The sequence below is a fragment of the Aeromonas fluvialis genome (assembly GCF_000819885.1).
Lineage (GTDB): Bacteria > Pseudomonadota > Gammaproteobacteria > Enterobacterales > Aeromonadaceae > Aeromonas > Aeromonas fluvialis.
The window spans coordinates 15,667-36,444 of sequence record NZ_CDBO01000074.1 but is presented as its reverse complement, the minus strand read 5'-3'; the positions used below and the strand labels follow the sequence as shown (position 1 = coordinate 36,444).

The following is a 20,778-nucleotide window of genomic DNA, read 5'->3' as shown; positions in this document are numbered from 1 at the left end:
CGGGATTTAGGCCAGTCGTCCCTGCAGGGGGTGGATCCAGACCCGCTCGCCAACGGCGATCCCGGGTTGATCCGGTACGATTTCAATCAGGCAGTTGGCATCGCTCATGGAGCTCAGAATACCCGAGCCCTGTGGCCCTGTGGTGCGCACCCGCAGCTGGCCGTTACGGTCCTGATGAAAGATGCCGCGCAGAAACTCGGTGCGCCCCGGGCGGCTCTTCATTTTCTCGTCTGCCAGTGCCGAGAGGCGCAGCGGCTGCCACCGCTTGCCTTGCAAGCGGGCGATGGCGGGCTCGACAAACTGCAGCACGCAGATCATCGCCGCCACCGGATTGCCCGGCAGGCCGAAGAAGGGGGTCTGCCCCAGCTTGCCAAAGGCGAGCGGGCGACCCGGCCGCATCTGGATGCGCCAGAAATCAATCTGGCCGAGCTCCGCCAGCACCAGCTTGATAAAGTCAGCATTGCCCACCGAGACTCCGCCCGAGCTCAACACCAGATCGGCGCTGGCGGCGGCCTGCTCCAGCTGCTGGCGCAGAATGGTCTTGTCATCGGGAATGATGCCAAGGTCCATCACCTCGCATCCGGCGGCGCGGATCAGGGCCATCAGGGTGAAGCGGTTGCTGTCGAAGATATGGCCGGGGGCGAGCTGCTCGCCCGGCGCCTGCACCTCGTCGCCGGTACTGAACAGCGCCACTTTCAGCGGGGTGCGCACCGTGAGACAGGCCTGACCGAGTGATGCTGCCAGCCCCAGCTGGGGGGCGCCCAGCCAGGTCCCGGCCGGGATGGCGACCGCACCTTTGGCGAGATCTTCGCCGGCCAGGCGCACATTCTGCCCCGCCCGGATCGGGGCAGTGACCGTGACCCACTCACCTTCAATCAGCGTCTCTTCCCGCATCACCACGGTATCCACACCGGGGGGCAGCGGGGCACCGGTCATGATCTGCACCGCCTGACCGGCCAGCACAGGCTCGTGGCGCTGCTGGCCCGCCAGCACTTCCCCCACCAGTTGCCAGCGACCGGCGGCCAGATCGTCGCTGCGAAGGCCGATGCCATCCATCGCCGAGTTGGCGTGGGGCGGCACATTGATGGGGCTTATCAGATCGGCGGCCAGCACGGCGCCGTGGCACTGGGCCAGCGGTTTGTCGCTGCAGGCCGTGCTCGGGGTGAGGGCCGCCAGAATGGCATTGCGGGCAGCCTCTACCGAGAGAAAGCCCTTGCCCGCCTCCGGCTCCTTGCTCTGGCAGCCGTCAAGCCAGCGGCAGACGAAGTCGGCAATGGCCGCCAGATCGTTGATATCGAGGCGGGGCAGGCTTGTCTGCTGTTGTTCGCCACTCTGTTGGGGCTGATCGCTGGCCAGCGCGATGATGTCGCCGTCTTCGGGGAAGAGCAGCGGCTTGCCAATCTCGGCGCGGTGCAGCTCGATTTTCGGGAAGTGTTCATGCTTGAACCCCTCGACCAAGAGCAAGTCGAGGCTGGTTTGATCGAAGCTGGCCAGCAGCTGGCGAAAGTCGGCTTCGGCCAGCTCGGTTTCGCCGTGCGTTGTTTCAGTAATGCGCGCATGGCGGCGGCGGGAGGCGACCATCATCTGTTGGGCGCCCGCCTTGCGCAGGCGGTAGCTGTCCTTGCCCGGCTGGTCGATGTCAAAGTCGTGGTGGGCGTGCTTGAGCACTCCGATGCGCAGGCCGCGATCCACCAGCAGGGGGATCAACTGCTCCAGCAAGGTGGTCTTGCCGGTGCCGCTCCAGGCGGCGAAGCCGAGCAGGGGAAGAGTGGGGGCCGGGGTCATGACGTGACTCCTAGTTGGGGGGCGATAGCCGGGGCAAGCAGACGGGCCTCGTAGGCGGCCAGCTCGGCAGGGCTGTTGAGATTGATAAAGGCATCCGGCTGATCGGCAAAGCTCACCACCGCCATATTGTGGCGGGCAAACCAGATATCGATTTTGCGTTCACCCTCTGCCAGTGCGGCGGTGAGGGAGGGGAGCAGGGATTTGTGCAGCAGGGCCACCACGGGTTGCAGCCAGTCGCCATCGTGGGCAACTACCAGCTCGGTATCCGGGGTCAGGGCGGCGCGAAAGCGGCTCATCAGATCCAGCGGCAGTGCGGGGCCGTCGCAGGGGACAAACAGCACCCAGTCGTGACGGGCGGCGGCAAGACCCGCCTGCATGCCCGCCAGCGGGCCGAGATAGTCGGGGTTGTCATCGCTGATGACCGGGGCCAGCGCCTGATAGCGGGTCTGACTGCGGTTGGCGTTGATCAGCACCTCATCCACCTGGGGGCGCAGGCGAGCCAAAACGTGGTCGATAAGAGGGCGTCCCGCCAGTGTTACCCATCCCTTGTCCTCGCCCCCCATCCGGGTGGCGCGGCCTCCTGCCAGGATCACGGCTGATACGGCAACGGGATCAGAGTGGCTGTCGCTTTTTGAAGTCATGTCGCTCGATGATTTTTAAAGGGGTCGTCTCTTGCAGCTGGCCACGGGCGAGGGTCCATTGCCGCTCGCACAGGTCGGTCAATGCATTGCTCTGGTGGCTGATGACCACCAGGCCGCTGCCATGTTCCCGCAGATCTTGCGCTAATGCGGCCATCAGGGCAATCGAATGTGTATCCAGATTGGCGGTGGGCTCATCCATCAGCAGAAAGGCCGGTTGCAGCGCCCAGGCGCGGGCCATCGCCAGCCGTTGCCGTTCGCCACCGGAGAGAATACTGATGTGCTCCCGTGCCAGCCCCTCCAGCTCGACCCGGCGCAGCGCCTCGAACACCCGGATCTCGCTGCCGAGCTGTTTATCGAGCGCCCAGGCCACGTTGTCGTGCACGCTGCGATCGAACAGATAGGGGGTTTGATGCAGATAGGTGACCCGGCCCGGCCCCAGATCCCGCTTGAGCAGCCGGTTGCGCAGCCGTTGCCAGCGTCCCGGCAGGTTGGTGTAGCCGCGAGTGGGGGTGAGCAGCCCCGCCAGGATCTTGAGCAAGGTGGTCTTGCCCACCCCGTTGGCCCCGTGCAGCCAGATGGCATTCCCCGGTGCGATGGCGAGCCGGTCAATCTCGAACAGCTGGCGCTCGCCAAAGCGCATGGTGAGTTGCTGGGCGGTCAGGGCCATGGGGTACTCCTGTTGATACACAGTGGGGGCATGGTCAGTTCTTCAGATAGCTGTGGCCGCGACACGCCGTCAGCAGCAGGTTGAGCAAGAGGGCGAGGGTGAGCAGCACTATGCCGAGCGCCACCCCCTGGGTGAAAGCCCCTTTCTGGGTCTCCAACGCGATGGCGGTGGGGATATTGCGGGTGAAGTGCAGGATATTGCCCCCCACCATCATGGAGCAGCCCACCTCGGTGACGATGCGGCTAAAGGCGCCGATGATGGCGGCCAGCAGGCCAAAGCGGCACTCGTGCATCAGGCCGATCAGCGCCTTGGGCCAGGAGACCCCGAGGGTCAGGGCGGTCTCCCAGGCGCGCCGATCGCTCTGGACAAATGCGGCGTGAGCCATGGTGGCGATCACCGGAAAGGCGATCAGCATCTGCCCCACCACCATCGCCTGTTGGGTAAAGAGCAGCTTCCAGTCACCAAAGGGGCCGGCCCGCGACAGCAGCATATAGAGCAAGAGGCCAATCACCACGGTCGGCACCGATTGCAGGGTATTGATGCAGGAGAGCCAGAGCCAGCGGCCGGGCAGCGGCAGATAGGCCAGGGCAAAGCCCAGCAGCAGCGCGGGCAGCAGCACCAGCAGCAGGGCGATGCCGGAGACGGAGAAGGAAACCCCCACCACCTGCCACAATTCGGTGTCACCACTGAACAGCAGGGCGAGGGCCGCTAACGTCGTGTCGATCAGTGTCGGCATCAAACCTCTCTCTCATGGTGCAGGGGGAGGGCCATCAAGGTCATCGCAGGGGTTAGCGTTGCCATTATTTCCCGTTGGCATCCGCCACAAACAGCGCCTGACCGGCCACCTTGAAGTCGCCGATCAGCTTCTGGCCATGCTCGGAGACCAGCCAGTTCTTCAGGGTGCGTGCCCCTTCGGTGTTGAGATCCGGGTAGCGCTTGGGGTTGACCAGGATCACCTGATAGGGGTTGAACAGGCGCTTGTCACCCTCCAGCAGCACGGCGAGATCCAGCTTGCTCTGATAGGCGAGCCAGGTGCCACGGTCGGTCAGGGTGTAGGCGCCCAGCTCCGAGGCCATGGTCAGGGTCGGGCCCATCCCCTGGCCGATGGATTTGTAACCGGCAAACTCGGGTTTGACGTCAGCGGCTTGCCACAGGGTCTTCTCCTTGATGTGGGTGCCGGACTCGTCACCGCGGGAGATAAAGGTCTGGCCCTGATCCTTGATGGCTTGCAGCCCCTTGGCCGCGTCGTGCTGCTTGGCCAGAGCCGCCGGGTCTTTCGCCGGGCCGACGATGACGAAGTCGTTATACATCAGGTGTACCGGCTCGATGCCAAAGCCCGCGTCAACGAACTTCTTCTCGGCAGAGGGGGCGTGGGTCATCACCAGATCCGCGTCGCCATTTTCGCCCATCTTCAGGCTCTGGCCGGTGCCAGCCGCCATCACCTGCACCGGATAACCGGTCTCCTTGGTGAATTGGGGCAGCAGCCAGCCCAGCAGACCGGACTGCTCGGTGCTGGTGGTGGTGGCAAGGCGGATCGGGGGCTTGGGGTTCGCGGCCTGGCTGGTGCTGCTCAACAGCCCCAGCAGCAGAACGGTGGAGAGCAGCCGGAGAAAGCGAAGGCGCATTGTGATCATGGTTGTCAGAGAGTCCGGTTGATGGCGAGAGCGCTAAACTAAGCAAGCAGGGTGCCAGCTTGAGTAAAAACCGTTTATGACCTGTTTTTTGATGTAAAAACCGCTTGTTAAGCAGATTAATAGCGTGATCGCCGCACCGCTTTTGTTAATCGGGCTTGGCGGATAGAGGCGACTCGGGACAAAATGTCCCACAGTTTATAAGGTCGCCGGGACAATCCCGGAACCTGGCCGAACCCGAGGTATTTTTTTCATGACTGTCCCCGCCAGCAGTTGGTCTGCCCTCTCATTGCTGATCCTTGATGATGAACCCGGCATGCGCAGTTTTCTGGCCAAGGCGCTGGCCAAGCGCTTCGCCCAGATAGAGACAGCCGCCAGCGTGGAGGAGGCGGAAGCCCTGCGCTGCCGCCTGCATTTTGATCTCATCATCGCCGATATCCGGCTGCCGGGGCGCTCCGGTATCGAGTGGCACGAGGCCATCGAGCCCGGCACCCGCCGCAGCGACATCATCTTCATGACCGGCTTTGGCGATATGGAGACGGCCCTCAAGGCGCTGCGCCTTGGCGCCAGCGACTTTATCCTCAAGCCCTTCAATCTCGAGCAGATGCTGCAGGCGGTGGACAGGGTCATCGAGCGCCGCCAGATGGAGCGGGAGAACCTGCTGCTGCGCCGGGAGGTGAGCAAGCTGTTCCCCCCTACCCTGATCGGCGACAGCGCCAAGACCCGCGAGCTCAAGACCCTGATTTCCCGGGTCGCCCCTTCCAATGCCGCCGTGCTGGTGGAGGGGGAGTCCGGCACCGGCAAGGAGCTGGTGGCCCGCGCCCTGCATCAGCTCTCCGGCCGGGCAGGGGCCTTCGTGCCCCTCAACTGTGCCTCCATCGCCCCGGAGCTGCTCGAAAGCGAGCTGTTTGGCCATGTGCAGGGGGCCTTTACCGGCGCCCGCAAGGGGCGTGATGGCCTGTTCCGGGTCGCTCATCAGGGGACGCTCTTCTTGGACGAGATCGGCGAGATGCCGCTCGCCATGCAAGCCTCCCTGTTGCGGGTGCTGGAGCAGAAGGCCATTCGCCCGGTGGGGGCCGAGCGCGAATTGGCGGTGGATGTGCGCATCGTCGCCGCCACCAACCGTAACCTCAAGGCCGAGGTAGAGGCGGGCCGCTTTCGCGAAGATCTCTTCTATCGCCTCAACGTAGTAGCGCTGCCGGTCGCCCCCTTGCGGGATCGCATCGACGATATCCCCGCGCTGGTACACCACTTTACCCGCCAGCTCACCGCCGAGATGGGGATGGGCTCCTTGAGCTGGACCCACGAGGATGTGGTAGCGATGCAAGCCTACCCTTGGCCCGGCAATGTGCGGGAGCTGCGCAACCTCATCGAGCGCTGCCTGCTGCTGGGCAAGCCCCCGGCGGAATACTGGCAGAGCAGCAAGCCCGCCGAACTGGGGGCGAGCGAGGAGGGCTACCCGCTGGCGTGGCCGCTGGCAGAGGTGGAGAAGGCCCACATCCTGCAAGTGGTGGCGAGCCATGATGGCAACAAGTCGGCCGCCTCCCGGGTGCTCGGGGTAGCGCGCAAGACGCTGGATCGCAAGTTCAAGGAGTGGGCCATCGAATGATAAAGGGTGATCGGATGGGGTGGCGATGAAACTGACCCTGCTCTCCCGCTGCATACGGGCCCTGTTGCCCAGCTGCGTGCGAACCAAGGTGCGCTGGCGCCTGCTGCTGCTCACCTCGGTGCCCATCATGCTCACCCTGGTGGGCATGATCGCGCTCACTCTCTACTGGACCCTCACCTACAGCTGGCAGAACCTGCTTACCACGGTGCGCAGCGATCTCGGGGTGGCCCACCATGCCATCACGGTGCAGCAGCAGCGCCAGACCGAGCATCTCGAGCATTTGCGCGATGCCTGGGCCTTTCAGCTGCGGCTGCGCGAATCGCCGGATCAGCTGTATGACTGGGTGATGCCGCTGGCGGCCAACTATGGCCTCGATTTTCTGCGTTTGCGCCGTGGCCCCGAGCTGGAGCAGCTGACGGCGCAGGAGCGCGCCGCCCTCACGGCCGGACGCAGCACCAGTCACTTCGTGCTCTGGTCGCAGCAGGAGATGCTCGCCCTCTCCCCGCAACTGGCCAAACGGGCCGTGCTGTGGCAACGGGATGGCACTAAAGCGATGGAGAACAGGGGGTTGATCAGCTTGTCACTGACGCCGGTGATGGGCCGCGACGGATCGCTCTGGGCCGTGCTGGAGGGGGGCGAGCTGATTAACGGCAGCACCCGGCTGGTGGACGAGATCAAGGGGCAGGTGTTCGCCAAAAACACCCTGCCGGATGGCGGCGTCGGCACCGTCACCCTGTTTCTCGACGATCTGCGGGTAAGCACCAATGTGCCGGTCAGCAGCAGCCGTCAGGTTGGGCGGGCGGTAGGCACCCGGGTCTCGGCCCCGGTGCGCGAACAGGTGTTGGGGCGGGGGGAGATGTGGATCGATCGCGCCTTCGTTCACGATGCCTGGTATGTCTCCGGCTACGAGCCGCTGCTTGGCACCAATGGCGAGCGGATCGGCATGCTCTATGTCGGTTTTCTCGAGTGGCCCTTTATCCGCACCTACCTCACCAATCTGGTGGAGCTGGGCTCTGGCGTGGTGCTGCTGTTGCTGCTCTCCGGCCTGCTGGTCTATCGCGGTGCGCGGGATCTCTTCACCCCCATCGAGCGGATGCACAAGGTGGTGCGGCAGGTGCAGGCCGGGGAGTCGGCTCGCATCGGTGAACTGGCCCTCGACCCGGATCACGAGCTGGCCCTGCTCGGTCGCCAGTTCGACGCCATGCTGGACAGGCAGGAGGCGCACCAGCAGCAGATGGCCCGCAGCGCCGACGAGCTGGAGCAGAAGGTGGCCGAGCGCACCCAAAGCCTCGAGCTCAAGACCGCCGAGCTGGAAGATCATATCCAGATGCTGACCGAGGCGCGTCAGCAGTTGCTGATCAGCGAGAAGTTGGCGGCCCTTGGCGAGCTCTCGGCCGGGGTGGCCCACGAGATCAACAACCCCTTGGCGGTGATCCTTGGCAATGTGGAGCTGATGAAGCTGGAGCTGGGGGAGGCGGCCGAGCCGGTTAGTGAGGAGCTGGCGCTGGTGCTGGCCCAGATTGAGCGCATTCGCGCCATTACCCGCAGCCTGCTTCAATACTCCCGCCCCGGCGACTATGAAACTGCGCCGGTGTGGCAGCATCTCAATCCCATCATCGAGGAGAGCCTGACCCTGGTGCGCTCCGCCCTGCGTCAGCAGCAGATTGAGCTGGTGGCCGATCTCAAGGCCCAGCAGCCCATCGAGGCGGATCGCCAGCAGCTGTTGCAAGTGCTGATCAACCTCCTGGTCAACGCCAGCCACGCGCTGGGGGAGCAGGGGGAGATCCGGGTCGAGAGCCGCGACTGGTGCGATGAACTGGGTCAGCTGCGTGGGGCCGAGGTGCGGGTCATCGACAACGGCAGCGGCATCGAAGCGGCCATTATCGACAAGATCTTCGACCCCTTCTTCACCACCCGCGCCACCGGCACCGGTCTGGGGCTGGCCCTGAGCCACCGCATCATCAGCCGCTGGGGCGGCGAGCTCTTGGTCGACTCCACCCCGGGGCAGGGGAGCTGCTTTACCGTGCGGCTGCGCAGCCACGCCCTGCTGCCCAGCGGCAGCGAGCCCGCGAAACTGGAAGGGTGGCGCATCGCCCTCAATGCCGAGGGGCGTGAGACAAGCGATTGATGCTGTTATAAAAAGGCCCGTGATAAACACAGCCCGTCAACATAGTTGGCGGGCTGTTTTGTCGGTGGGTGGTGCTAATTTACTGCGGACTCCACACCAGCTTGCCGCTCTGGGTAAGGTCATAGCCGCCGAGGCGGGCCGCCAGCTCGCGCCCCTCGGGGGATTGCAGCCAGCCGATCAGCTGTTGCAGCAGGGTGCGAAAGAAGACCCCTTGCGGCATCACCAGATCGAAACACTCCTGCGACAACGGCATAAAGCCGAGGCCAAACTCGGTGGCGGTGCTCTGGGCGCCGGGCCCGACATCGGCATCGCCACGGCTGATGGCGGCGGCCAGCTCCCGCTCGCTGTTGACCTCGAGGGTGCGCTCCAGCCGGGTCAGCGACTCCCCTTGCGTTTGCAGCCACTCCTGCAGGGCGCGCTGGCTGCCTGCCCCCTCCTGACGCATGGCCCAGCGCCAGTCGAGCGCCTCTTTCGCCTCCTTGGGTTGCAGCCCTTGGCGCAGCACCAGCCCCTGTACCCGGCGAAAGCCATGAACGATCACCCATTGCCGGTGGCCCTGATACTGCTGCACCAGCGCCGGGTGGCGCAGGTGGGCCTCTTCGGCCTGCCCCCAGTGGATGGCTACGATCTCCACATGGCCGCGCGCCAGCATCGCCAGCCCCTGACGGGTGCCGCACGGGGTGTAGCCTACCAGTGCCTGGGTGCCGAGCTGCCGCGCAAGCGTGCTGCAACCATAGTGCAGCAGCACATCGTCCGAGCCCGCCAGCAGCAGCCGGTCGTTCATCACCCCCTCGTGGCAGCTGCCGAGCAGCCAGCGGTCGAGCAGGGAGCGGGGAAACAGCCACTTGCCGGTCGCCTTGGTGGCGGGGATGCGCGCCTCGTTGGCGAGCTGGTAGACCTTCTTCTCGTTGAGATCGAGGTATTCCGCCACCTGCTTGACGTTCATAAACTCGTTCATGACTTAATCCCGCATCCCGCGACCAGCCGGACTGGGCGCCAGCACCGGCGGCTTCTCGTCCAGCACCATATGGTCGTGACCGCTGAATACCTCGAAGTGGCGCCCCTTGGCGCGGGCAATCATGGTGATGCCGAGCTGGCGGGCCAGATCCAGCCCCATCTGGGTAACGCCGGAGCGCGATAGCAGCACCGGAATGCCCATCTGCGCCACCTTGATCACCATCTCCGAGGTGAGCCGCCCCGTGGTGTAGAAGATCTTGTCGTGGCCAGCCTCGCCGCGCATCCAGAGCTCGCCGGCCAGGGTATCCACCGCATTGTGGCGCCCCACATCCTCGACAAAGGAGAGGATTTCGCTGCCGCGACAGATGGCGCAGCCATGCACAGCCCCCGCCATCTTGTAGGTTTCGTTATGGGCCGACAGCGCCTTGAGCAGGGCATAGAGGGTGCTCTGTTTAAGCTCGGGCGCCGCCAAGAGCACCCCTTCGAGCTTCTTCATCACGCTGCCATACATGGTGCCCTGACCGCAGCCGGAGGTGACCGTCTTCTTCTCCAGTGACTTGTCGAGATCGGCGGCCTGCTGGCTGCTCACCACGGCGGCGGCCTCGCTCTCCCAGTCGACGATGACCGACTCGATGGCCGAAATATCCTCGATAAAGCCCTGATTTTTAAGGTAACCCAGCACCAGCGCCTCGGGGCGGGCCCCCAGCGTCATCAGGGTTACTATCTCCTTCCAGTTGAGGTAGACCGTCAGTGGCCGCTCACAGGCGATTTGGCGGGTGTTCATTGTGCCCTGTTCATCCATCACCTCGACGGTCATGGTGAGCTGGGCTGCGGCATTGCTTTTGATAAAGGTCGGTGTCATGGGTCCCTCGCGACCGGTTGCTGGGATCTAAGGGGAGGGATACAGCAAGTTTTGTTCCAGATTTTTTAGGAAATACTGGTTTGAGTAGGTTAAAATAAGTTGTTCTATTTTATTTTTTCTAAGTATATCGGTAGCTTATTTTTATAATCATCCCGTTTCAATCCGAATGAATAAAAATAACGGATCGCATTGTAGATAGTTTCGCGACAAAATTTTAGGGGGCAAAATGATAGCGACTCAGTGAGTCCCGAACCATGTACAATTTGACTTCTTGCCTTATAAATCTCTTGTGCTTTGCTCTCAAAAGAAGCTCTGTCTTTTTCATTGTATAATTTCCCAACCCGCAGTCTAAAATTTTCTGTGACTCCGCTATAGGAGTTGTGTTTTGAAAGTACTACTTTCTTGTCTCGGTATGATTCAATGAGCTTATTTATATCGTTTATAGTGTTTTCAATCACCTCTTCAGATGTATTATTTAAGGTGGCTTCAATCATATCTATTAGTTTTGAATCTTGGCTTTTCTCACTGTTAGTATTCTCTCCATAATTCACAAGTGACTCTATAGCTGTTACGCATTTGACTATCTGTGACTCTTTATTGTCTTCGACAAATGCATCACTATACCAATTTATTGAATTTACAATGATGTCAATAACTCTTCTTTTTTTACTAAAATCCGAAGCTAATGCCATCAAGCTTAATATGACCTCGCTATCTTTTTGGTATTCGTCATTACACAGGCAGTCGAGAAGGTTTTTCCAATAGTTTTCACCATCAGCTTTGTTGTATAAAAACCTTAAAGTGTCTGATTTGCTTCTTTCGTTTCTATGGTTAAAAACGAGATAAAAATCATATGTGTTTCTTATCTTTGCGTTGGATGCAATGCAAGGGGAAAATGGGGTTTCTTTATGATTTATAAAATGACAGTCAAAGTTTATAAAATTGGCTACAAAAGAATTTATTTTCTTTGCACGATCTAACCCAAGCTTAGGGCTTATTTTTTCCTTTATCTTTATTTTTATAAAGGCATTGAATGAAAGATGACGGTCAAATTCATAATGTTTCTTATCAGAATCACTTAAATCATTGTCTTGTGATAATTCAATTGATATTGAGTTAGATAATATTATCCCCTGGGTTAGTCCTAGCATATGGTATGGAAATCCAAACTCTCTTTTCTTTATTAAATCTCTGCGTATAGAGTTGATTTCTTTAGGAAGTTCTTGGTTTATTAAGTCTTCCAGCGAAGAATCTTCTTGAATACATTGGTTTATCAGCTTGCAAAATAAATTCAACAGAGGGTTTATCAGCTCGGAAGCATAGCAGTTGATATTAGCCTTTTGTTGGATCAACCTAGCTAAGGCTCTAACTTTTTGATCAATAGCTCTAGAGCGATATAGCTGACGTACTGCTATCTTGGTTGTGTCATTAATAATTTGGTGGGAATTTATTGTATACAGAATCAATCCATCATTGTGTTGCTGACAGCAAAACTCTTCTGGTGATTCCTGAAATTTTTTGTGATTGAAGCAAAACTCATCAACAATCTCTATAACTTTATTTTTTAGTTCTGGTGTGATACGCATTTTAATTTTCCACAATGGTTTGCTTGCATTATTCCATAGGGCTGCCAATACGAATAGCAACGCGCATTCGAACGGTCGCGTATTGGAATTGCAGCGTATCGTGTTCGCCTTGATGGAACACTCAATCCGGCCTTGGCCCCACTCTTGCTATGTCTTATCCCATTGATGGCCGTGGCCGCCATAAATCTCCTGCCGTGAGCCGCCCCGAACGGGGTGGATCACGGGGGAGGGCGGCCCGGCAGAGACCTTCTGATGGGAGCCGTGACAGTGCAAGACACCACCAATACCTTGCCCCCGCAGCGCTGGCTGCAACTGGAGTTAAAGGCCATCGACAGTCAGGTTGGCCGCTGGCAGAGCCGTCGCTTCGAGATAGCGGCGCTCCATCCCGCCGAGCCCGAGGCTGCTGGTGCCTTACCCCTTACTCTGTTTCGCGATGAGCGGGGGGATTATCGCTTCAATCTGAGCTCCGGCTCGCCCCGCCTCTTTGTGACCGGAAGCCGCGTGGACAGTGGCTTTGTGGCCGATGGCCTGACCCTGAGCCAGACCGTGGCCGCCGCCTATATGGATGGCGAGCGGCAGGTGCTCTCCTGCCCGCTGCCCGAGGCGCTGCAAGCCTGGGTGGAGGCCTTTATCGGCCGCCACGGCGAGCTGCTGGAGGCCCGCCGCAAGGGCAAGAAGGGCAAGGGACGGGCGCAGGATCAGCTGGGTGTCGATAACCAAGATCAAGCCAGCTGTGGCGCCGTTAAGGCCACCGGCCCCGATGGCCGTGAGCGTGGCAGCGACAGCGGAAATCGCGCCCATGAGTGAGTTCCTAAAGCGCTGGTCGTCTCGCAAGAGTGAGGCGCGCAAGCATCAGGTATTGCAGCCGAGGGAAGAGGCCATTCCCGAGGCTGTTACCGTGTCAACCGAAAGCAGTGGCGAAGCTGAAACTCCAGATACTGCGCTGGATAGCCCCGTAGTCAGCACTGACAAGGGGAGCTGTGAATCCCTTGCCGTTGAGGGGGCCGAGAGTGGCAAACCGCCGCTAACAACGGCCCAGCCGGGCAAGGCCAAACTCCCCGACAAGGAGGCGCTGCGGGCCATGTTTCGCAGCCACAAGCCGGATGGGCTCGACGACTACACCCAGGATTTCAGCCAGCCCGAATTGCTGCCTGCGGCCCTGACCGCTGGCCTGCGCAACTGGCTGGTAGATCAGGTAACCGCCCCGGACAGCGAATCGGCCAATCCGGCCAGCGGATCCGCTGAACCGGTGGCGATTGTCAGCGAACCTGCCGCCGACGAGCTGGCTGATAACCATTCTCAAACCCACACCGACGATCGGGACATTTTGGTTTCCTCTGGTGGACAAAATGTCCCAACCAAAGGTGGGGAAATGGAACCTTCAGGATCCTGACTCCCTGTCAGTCACTTTTTTTCCGGGGGAGTTGGCTCGCCTCTTGCTCTCTCGGCTTACCAACAAGCGCCCATCCCATGAGGTGGCGCGCACAGGAGCGTATGTGAGCACTGAACAAACATTGCCAAATCTGGCCTCCAATCTTGCCCATGGGGCGGGGGCGGCCGCGCATAACGCGCGCGCCTATGCCCTGCAGCATACGGTCAAGACCGACAACCTGATCCCGGCCACTGTCTCTTACCGGAGTCAGGGGCGCCTGCTGCTGGTCGGCCCGGAAGATCGCATTCGCCGCGCTGCCAGCCTGCTGCCTGCCGGGGTGAAGCCCACCCTGCTGGTGACCGAAGCGGTCCACGATGCCGAGGCAGCAGATCTCGAGACCATTTTCGATGCCACCGCATCCCTCGCGGCCCTGACCCTGCGCGAGCCGAGCCTGACAGGGTATCTCGGTCAGTTCCAGCTCACCGGCCTCAATGGGCAGGGTGAGCGGGTTAACCTGGCGGCGCTTTGCTTCCCACAACAAGGCTTTCCACACCAAGCGGCTGCTGTTAGTGAACAGCCACGCGAGCCACGCTTTGATCTGGTGGCCGATCTGGGCCGCGCCCCGCTCTTTGCGCTGGAGCGTCCGCCGGTCGGTTATCTGCATCTGGCCGATGACCAAGAGCTGGCTGAACGGCTCGCCGAGCTCTGTGCGCTGACCGGTATCTTCGACAAGCCGCGCTATTTTCGCCTCGACCCCGAGGCCTGCGCCTTTACCGCCCGCGGCGTGCCCGGTTGCAGCCGCTGTCTCGACGTCTGCCCGACCGATGCACTCAAGCCCATCAATGGCCGCATCCAGATCGATCCCCATCTCTGTCAGGGCTTCGGCAGCTGTGCCTCCGCCTGCCCGACCGGGGCGATTGCCTATCACCAGCCCGATGCCAACACCAGCGGCGACTACCTGTTCCGATTGCTCAAGCACTACCGGGAGGCGGGGGGCGAAGCGCCTCAACTGCTCATCGCCGGTGAAAACGAGCGCGATTGGGTGGAGGCTGAACTCACCCGCCTGCCCGCCAACTGGCTGCCGGTCTGGGTGGAGGAGAGCGCCAGCTTAGGCATCGAGAGCTGGTTCGCCGCCCTCGCCTATGGCGCCAGCGCGGTGCGCATTGCGCTGGGCGAGGATGCCCCCGCCAGCGTCCGTGCGCTGGTTGAGCGGGAGCTGGCCAGCGCCGCCGTGCTCTTGGCGGGCGCGGGTCTTGCTGCCGATCGCATCGCCCTGTTTAACCCGGATGCTGGTGAGCCTGTTTCCGGCCAGCCAGCCGTTGCCCTGCTGGACAAGCCGCTGAAAGGGGATAAACGGGAAAACCTGTTTACCGCCTTCGATGCCCTCTGGCAGGCCAATGAGGGGAGCCGCGAGCCGCTGGCAGTGCCTCATGGCGCCCCATACGGCAGCGTTGAATTGAAAGAGGCTGACTGCACCCTCTGCATGGGCTGCGTGGCGGTCTGTCCGAGCCGCGCCCTGCATGCGGTGGGCCACACGCCGGGCCTCAATTTTATCGAGCAGGATTGCATCCAGTGCGGCATGTGCGAAAAGGCGTGCCCCGAGCAGGCCATCGTGCTGATGCCCCGCCTGCAACCCGTGCCTGAGGCGAGGCGCGCCGTGCAGAGCCTGAAAGCCGAAGAGGCCGCCTGCTGCATTCGCTGCTCCAAGCCGTTCGCGCCCGCCTCGATGATCCGCCGCATCCAGCAGAAACTGGCCGCTCACTCCCACTTCCAGAACGAGGCCGCCCAGCGGCTGCTGATGTGCGAGGACTGTCGGGTCAAGGATGTGTTTGCGGCGCTGGCGGCAGATCCCGCCGCCCAGCTCAAGATATAAGGGGCCAGTGATGAGTGAACAACATAACGAAAAGGCTGGCGAACTGACCATGATCGAACTGGAACAGAGCAGCGCCGATCTCTACGCCCTGCTGGCAAGCCTCTGGCGCGCCGCCCCCCGTGGTGAACAGCTCGCCTGGCTGCAAGGGTTGCAGCCGATGCCGGGCCTCTTTGCCAGAGGGCTGGGGCTGGTGCAGCTGGCGGCCAGCAGCCACCACGAGCATGCGCTTGCCGAGGAGTATCAGGATCTCTTTATCGGGCTGGGGCGCGGGGAGATCGTGCCGTTTGCCTCCTGGTATCTCACCGGCTCCCTGATGGAGCTGCCGCTGGCGGTGCTGCGCGCAGATCTGCAGTCGCTCGGTTTCGAGCGCCAGAGCGGAGTGTGCGAGCCGGAAGATCATCTGGCCGCCCTCTGTGAGGTGATGGCAGTGTTGATTGGCGAGCAGCACCCGGAGCGTAACCGCTTCTATGAGCGCCACCTTGCCCCTTGGGTTCTCGCCTGCTGCCGCGATCAGCAACAGGCGAAAGGGGGCAGCTTCTACCGGGCGGTCGGCGCCCTTGCCGAAGATTTCTTCAAGCTGGAAAACGAATTGCGCCTGCCGTTTGGCGCTCGGGTGGTCACTCGCCCATAACCATATGACAGATACCGTTCGTAGCCATGTCGGCCACCGGGCCGGCCATAACAAAAACAAGCGTCGGAGAGAACAAGATGAGCGATGACAAGCTGCAAGATCCGTCACGTCGTAACCTGATCAAGGGTGTCGGCGTGGTCGCCACCATAGGCGTATTGGCCGGTGCCACCGGCCGGGTAGTGGGCAAAGAGGTGCTCACCCACGATACCGAGCCGGACAAGGGCTATCGGGAGACCCCCCATGTTCACGACTTTTATCGCACCCTGCGCGGCACTGACTAAGCCGGATCAGTGAAGGAGAACTCATGAAACTGACAAAACGTGCCGAGCCGGCAACTTCCGCCGATCAATCCAGTGCCGCCACCTCCCGTGGTCAGGGGCTGACCCGCCGCGCCTTTATGGTCAACTCCGGCCTGGTGGCCGGTGGGACCGTGGCCGCCGGCTGGCTGGCCCCTGCCATGATGCAGCGAGCCGAGGCCAACACCGTGGCCGCCGACGTGCCGGTCGAGGTGAAGCGTACCATCTGCTCCCACTGCTCGGTGGGCTGCGGCGTCTATGCCGAGGTGCAGAACGGCGTCTGGACCGGTCAGGAGCCGGCCTTCGATCACCCCTTCAACCTCGGCGGTCACTGCGCCAAGGGGGCGGCTCTGCGCGAGCATGGCCACGGCGAGCGTCGCCTCAAGTACCCGATGAAGCTGGTGGGGGGCAAGTGGCAGCGCATCAGCTGGGATCAGGCCATCGAAGAGGTGGGCAATGAGGTGCAGCGTCTGCGCAAGGAGTCCGGCCCCGACAGCATCTTCTGGCTCGGCTCCGCCAAGCACTCCAACGAGCAGGCCTATCTGTTTCGCAAGATGGCGTCGCTTTGGGGCACCAACAACGTGGATCACCAGGCGCGTATCTGCCACTCCACCACAGTCGCGGGTGTGGCAAACACCTGGGGCTACGGCGCCATGACCAACAGCCTGAACGACATGCACAACAGCAAGTCGATCATGTTTATCGGCTCCAACCCGGCGGAGGCCCACCCGGTCGCCATGCAGCACATCCTGCTGGCGAAAGAGCGCAACGGCTGCAAGATCCTGGTGGTCGACCCGCGCCGTACCCGCACTGCCGCCAAGGCGGATATGTACCTCTCCCTGCGCCCGGGCACCGACGTCGCCTTTATCTGGGGTATGCTCTGGCACATCTTCAAGAATGGCTGGGAAGACAAGGAGTTCATTCGCACCCGTGTCTTTGGCATGGACGAGGTGCAAAAAGAGGTGGCGCGCTGGACCCCGGCGGAAGTGGAGCGGGTGACTGGCCTGAACGAAAAAGAGGTCTATGGCGCCGCCAAGTTGCTCGCAGATAACCGTCCGGGTTGTGTGGTCTGGTGCATGGGGGGGACCCAGCACACCACGGGCAACAACAACACCCGCGCTTACTGCATCCTCGAGCTGGCCCTCGGCAACGTGGGCAAGAGCGGGGCGGGCACCAACATTTTCCGCGGTCACGACAACGTGCAGGGTGCCACCGACTTTGGCGTCACCTCCGACTCTCTGCCAGGCTACTACGGGCTGGAAGAGGGGGCCTGGAAGCACTGGGCCCGGGTGTGGGATGTGGATTTCGAGTGGCTCAAGGCCCGTTTTGACAACAAGGCCTACAACGGCAAGCTGCCGATGAACAACAACGGCATTCCGGTCTCCCGCTGGGTGGATGGGGTGCTGGAGAACGCCGATCTCATCGAGCAGGGCACCAATATCCGCGCCATGTTCTACTGGGGCCATGCGGTCAACTCCCAGACTCGCGGTCCCGAAATGAAGAAGGCGATGCAAAAGCTCGACATGATGGTGATCGTCGACCCGTATCCCACCGTTGCCGCCGTCATGAACGATCGCACCGACGGCGTCTACCTGCTGCCGGCCACTACCCAGTTCGAGACCTATGGTTCCGTCACGGCTACCAACCGCTCCATGCAGTGGCGCGACAAGGTGATCGAGCCCCTGTTCGAGTCCAAGGTCGACCACGAGATCATGTATCTGTTGAGCAAGAAGCTGGGCTTTGCCGATGAGCTGTTCAAGCACATCAAGGTGGAGAATAACCAGCCGCTCTTGGAAGACATCACCCGCGAGTACAACCGTGGCATGTGGACCGTCGGCTACACCGGCCAGAGCCCGGAGCGCCTCAAGGCGCACCAGCAGAACTGGCACACCTTCCACAAGACCAGCCTCAAGGCCGAGGGCGGCCCGGTCAGTGGCGAAGTGTACGGTCTGCCCTGGCCCTGCTGGGGTACCCCGGAGATGAAGCATCCCGGCAGCCACATCCTTTACGACACCAGCATTCCGGTCTCGGAAGGGGGCGGCGGTTTCCGCGCCCGTTTCGGTATCGAGTATCAGGGGGTGTCACTGCTCGCCGAAGACTCCTGGCCCAAGGGGAGCGAGGTAGAGGACGGTTATCCCGAGATCACCGCCGACCTGATGAAGCAGCTCGGCTGGTGGGATGAGCTGACCGAGGCCGAGAAGAAAGAGGCCGAGGGCAAGAACTGGAAGACCGACCTCTCTGGCGGTATCCAGCGGGTCGCCATCAAGCACGGCTTCGTCCCCTACGGCAACGCCAAGGCGCGCTGCGTGGTGTGGACCTTCCCGGATCAGGTGCCCAAGCACCGCGAACCGCTCTACACCCCGCGCCGGGATCTGCTGGCCGACTACGCCACCTGGCCCGATGCCAAGAGTCTGTGGCGCCTGCCGACCCAGTACGCCTCGGTGCAGGAAAAAGACGTCAGCAAGGAGTTCCCCATCATCCTCACCTCGGGCCGTCTGGTCGAATACGAGGGGGGCGGTGACGAGACCCGATCCAACCCCTGGCTCGCGGAGCTGCAGCAGGAGATGTTCGTCGAGATGAACCCGGCGGATGCTAACGACGTCGGCGTGCGCGACGGTCAGGATGTCTGGGTCGAGGGGCCGGAAGGGGGCCGCGTCAAGGTGAAGGCGCTGGTGACGCCGCGGGTCAAAGCGGGGCTCGCCTTTATGCCGTTCCATTTCGGCGGCCACTTCGAGGGCAAGGATCTGCGATCCAAATATCCGGAAGGGTCTGACCCCTATGTGCTGGGGGAATCGGTCAACATAGTCACCACTTATGGCTATGACCCGGTTACCCAGATGCAGGAGACCAAGGTCACCCTGTGCCGTTTTCGCAAAGTAGGAGCCTGATCCCATGGCCAGAATGAAATTCATGTGTGACACCAAGCGCTGCATCGAGTGCAACGGCTGTGTGACGGCGTGCAAGAACGAGAACGACGATGCCCTCGAGTGGGGCATCCAGCGCCGCCGGGTGGTGACCCTCAACGACGGCCTGCCGGGGGAGACCTCCATCTCGGTCGCCTGCATGCACTGCACCGACGCCCCCTGCATGGCGGTCTGCCCGGCCGACTGCTTCTATCACACCGACGACGGCATAGTGCTGCACAACAAGGATCTCTGCATCGGTTGTGGCTACTGCCTGTTTGCCTGCCCGTTTGGTGCCCCCCAGTTCCCGAAGACCGCCGCCTTTGGCGATCGGGGCAAGATGGACAAGTGCACCTTCTGCGCCGGTGGCCCGGAAGAGGATCACAGCGAAGCGGAGCGCCAGAAGTACGGCGCCAACCGCATCGCCGAGGGCAAGCTGCCCATGTGTGCCGAGCTCTGCTCCACCAAGGCGCTGCTGGCGGGGGATGCGCAGGTGATCTCCGATATCTTCCGCGAGCGGGTTGCCTATCGCGGGGCCCCTCATGCCGCCTGGGGCGGGGATGAGCAGGATCTGTTCCATGACGCCAGCCAGCCGCGCGATGGCAGAGGCAAGGGGCTCAAGCTTGGCAAGCAGGAGGGCGGCCAATGAGACACTGGCTGACAGCGCTGCTGACAGCCTTCCTGCTGTTCAGCGCGCCTGGTTTCGCCGATGCCCAGAAGGAGACGATCGGCTTTGCCGGCGCCGACTACTGGCGGGCGGTGAAGGACGGGCAGGAGGGAACCACCACCTCCCGCTCGCCGGAGCACGGGGTACTCATCTCGGTGCCGGGCCAGCTCTGGTTCGAGGTGAAGACCAAGTGGGTGTCGCCGCTCGGTGCCATCGCCATCTTTGGATCCTTGGCCATGTGCGGTCTGATGTACCTGATCGTGGGGCAGACCAGGCTCTCCAAACCGCGCACCGGGCGCAAGCTCAAACGCTGGAGCCGGATGGATAGGGCCCTGCACTGGACCACGGCGGCCATGTTCCTCACCCTGGCAGGATCCGGGCTGGCCATCATCTACGGCAAGTACTTCATCAAGCCGGTGGTGAGCCTCGGGGTGTGGGAGAACTGGATCTGGTTTGCCAAGGTGTTCCACAACTATGTGGGGCCGCTCTTCTTCCTCTGCCTGATGGGGGTGCTCATCAAGTGGTTCCGCCACAACATCGTCAATATGGTGGATGTGCAGTGGTTCATGAAGTTTGGCGGCATGCTGGGCAAGCACAAGGGGAGTCACCCCTCGGCAGGCTTCTCCAACGGCGGCGAGAAGGCGATCTTCTGGCTGCTGATCTGGTTTGGCAGCATCGTCGTGGCGACCGGGCTGTTCCTGGACTTCCCCATCTTCGGCCAGCTGCGCCGCCAGATGGAATGGGCCAGCTTTATCCATATCGTAGGCGCCTTGATCCTTATCTGCGGTTTCATCTTCCATATCTACATGGGCCTGTTCCAGCTGGAAGGGGCGCTGGAGGGGATGGTGACCGGCGAGGTGGACGAGACCTGGGCCAAGGAGCACCACGACCTCTGGTATGAAGAGGTGAAGCACACCCTCGATGAGCCCAAGGCGGGCAAATCAAGCTGATGGTCGACAAAGAGTAAAGGGAAGGGGCGCTGAGGCGCCCCTTTTGATGGCGGGTCGTTCAGGATGACAAAGGGTGAGAAAGTATGGCGGGCCGCGAGACCTGCACCTGCGCTATTTGGTGGTATTGCGGGAGTTGGGCTGGCGGCTGACAAGTATCACGGCGGTGGCTGCCACAAGGAGCACCCGCCGTTGTTTTTTCCTCCCGATGACCTCAATACGA

The 20,778-nt window shown here is 61.6% G+C and carries 18 protein-coding genes; 10 read left to right on the top strand and 8 right to left on the bottom strand.

Annotated features, from left to right (window positions below):
• Positions 1-6: 6 nt before the first annotated feature.
• The 5 genes from BN1125_RS16860 to BN1125_RS16840 all read right to left on the bottom strand — a co-directional run bounded on the left by BN1125_RS16860 (position 7) and on the right by BN1125_RS16840 (position 4,727).
• Positions 7-1,785, bottom strand: a complete 1,779-nt coding sequence (locus tag BN1125_RS16860; RefSeq protein WP_042013697.1) for a bifunctional molybdopterin-guanine dinucleotide biosynthesis adaptor protein MobB/molybdopterin molybdotransferase MoeA — start codon at positions 1,783-1,785, stop codon at positions 7-9.
• Complete coding sequence (mobA, locus tag BN1125_RS16855; protein ID WP_042013696.1) at positions 1,782-2,426, bottom strand: molybdenum cofactor guanylyltransferase MobA; 645 nt, start codon at positions 2,424-2,426, stop codon at positions 1,782-1,784. Before mobA ends, BN1125_RS16860 begins: the two co-directional genes overlap by 4 nt.
• On the bottom strand, positions 2,398-3,093 hold the full coding sequence (locus tag BN1125_RS16850; RefSeq protein WP_042013694.1) for an ABC transporter ATP-binding protein: 696 nt from the start codon (positions 3,091-3,093) through the stop codon (positions 2,398-2,400). Before BN1125_RS16850 ends, mobA begins: the two co-directional genes overlap by 29 nt.
• Before the next feature lie 34 nt (positions 3,094-3,127).
• A complete protein-coding gene (locus tag BN1125_RS16845) occupies positions 3,128-3,829 on the bottom strand; it encodes an ABC transporter permease (protein ID WP_005334828.1) in 702 nt (233 codons plus the stop codon).
• Between the two features lie 64 nt (positions 3,830-3,893).
• Positions 3,894-4,727: an ABC transporter substrate-binding protein gene (locus tag BN1125_RS16840; protein ID WP_042013692.1), complete on the bottom strand. Its 834-nt coding sequence runs from the start codon at positions 4,725-4,727 to the stop codon at positions 3,894-3,896.
• A 250-nt stretch (positions 4,728-4,977) separates the two neighbouring features.
• Here BN1125_RS16840 and BN1125_RS16835 point away from each other — a divergent pair, with 250 nt between their 5' ends.
• Both BN1125_RS16835 and BN1125_RS16830 read left to right on the top strand, forming a co-directional pair.
• The gene (locus tag BN1125_RS16835; protein WP_042013691.1) at positions 4,978-6,333 is read left to right on the top strand and encodes a sigma-54-dependent transcriptional regulator; all 1,356 of its coding nucleotides are present in this window, start codon (positions 4,978-4,980) and stop codon (positions 6,331-6,333) included.
• 25 nt (positions 6,334-6,358) lie between these two features.
• Complete coding sequence (locus BN1125_RS16830) at positions 6,359-8,461, top strand: sensor histidine kinase (protein WP_042013689.1); 2,103 nt, start codon at positions 6,359-6,361, stop codon at positions 8,459-8,461.
• A gap of 79 nt (positions 8,462-8,540) precedes the next feature.
• Here the strand turns inward: BN1125_RS16830 and BN1125_RS16825 are convergent, their stop codons facing one another.
• The 3 genes from BN1125_RS16825 to BN1125_RS16815 all read right to left on the bottom strand — a co-directional run bounded on the left by BN1125_RS16825 (position 8,541) and on the right by BN1125_RS16815 (position 11,866).
• Positions 8,541-9,407: a helix-turn-helix transcriptional regulator gene (locus tag BN1125_RS16825; protein WP_156993509.1), complete on the bottom strand. Its 867-nt coding sequence runs from the start codon at positions 9,405-9,407 to the stop codon at positions 8,541-8,543.
• A 15-nt stretch (positions 9,408-9,422) separates the two neighbouring features.
• Positions 9,423-10,280: a formate dehydrogenase accessory sulfurtransferase FdhD gene (locus BN1125_RS16820; protein ID WP_042013686.1), complete on the bottom strand. Its 858-nt coding sequence runs from the start codon at positions 10,278-10,280 to the stop codon at positions 9,423-9,425.
• A gap of 104 nt (positions 10,281-10,384) precedes the next feature.
• On the bottom strand, positions 10,385-11,866 hold the full coding sequence (locus tag BN1125_RS16815; protein ID WP_042013685.1) for a HEPN domain-containing protein: 1,482 nt from the start codon (positions 11,864-11,866) through the stop codon (positions 10,385-10,387).
• A 252-nt stretch (positions 11,867-12,118) separates the two neighbouring features.
• On the opposite strand from BN1125_RS16815, the gene BN1125_RS16810 reads away from it, so the two are divergent.
• From BN1125_RS16810 to BN1125_RS16775, 8 genes are all read left to right on the top strand, one after another.
• On the top strand, positions 12,119-12,673 hold the full coding sequence (locus tag BN1125_RS16810) for a DUF3305 domain-containing protein (protein ID WP_042013684.1): 555 nt from the start codon (positions 12,119-12,121) through the stop codon (positions 12,671-12,673).
• A complete protein-coding gene (locus tag BN1125_RS16805; RefSeq protein WP_042013682.1) occupies positions 12,666-13,259 on the top strand; it encodes a DUF3306 domain-containing protein in 594 nt (197 codons plus the stop codon). Before BN1125_RS16810 ends, BN1125_RS16805 begins: the two co-directional genes overlap by 8 nt.
• 103 nt (positions 13,260-13,362) lie before the next feature.
• Positions 13,363-15,111 (top strand): 4Fe-4S dicluster domain-containing protein, encoded by a 1,749-nt coding sequence (locus tag BN1125_RS16800; protein ID WP_042013680.1) that lies wholly within the window; start codon positions 13,363-13,365, stop codon positions 15,109-15,111.
• Between the two features lie 10 nt (positions 15,112-15,121).
• A complete protein-coding gene (locus BN1125_RS16795; protein ID WP_042013679.1) occupies positions 15,122-15,742 on the top strand; it encodes a TorD/DmsD family molecular chaperone in 621 nt (206 codons plus the stop codon).
• A gap of 77 nt (positions 15,743-15,819) precedes the next feature.
• Positions 15,820-16,023, top strand: coding sequence for a transcriptional initiation protein Tat (locus BN1125_RS16790; RefSeq protein ID WP_026457913.1), 204 nt, complete (start codon positions 15,820-15,822; stop codon positions 16,021-16,023).
• Between the two features lie 23 nt (positions 16,024-16,046).
• Positions 16,047-18,926 carry a formate dehydrogenase subunit alpha gene (locus BN1125_RS16785; protein WP_042013677.1) on the top strand — a complete coding sequence of 960 codons (2,880 nt, stop codon included), beginning with the start codon at positions 16,047-16,049 and terminating at the stop codon, positions 18,924-18,926.
• 4 nt (positions 18,927-18,930) lie between these two features.
• Positions 18,931-19,590: a formate dehydrogenase FDH3 subunit beta gene (fdh3B, locus tag BN1125_RS16780; RefSeq protein ID WP_042013676.1), complete on the top strand. Its 660-nt coding sequence runs from the start codon at positions 18,931-18,933 to the stop codon at positions 19,588-19,590.
• The gene (locus BN1125_RS16775; protein WP_042013674.1) at positions 19,587-20,558 is read left to right on the top strand and encodes a formate dehydrogenase subunit gamma; all 972 of its coding nucleotides are present in this window, start codon (positions 19,587-19,589) and stop codon (positions 20,556-20,558) included. Before fdh3B ends, BN1125_RS16775 begins: the two co-directional genes overlap by 4 nt.
• Positions 20,559-20,778: the final 220 nt, after the last annotated feature.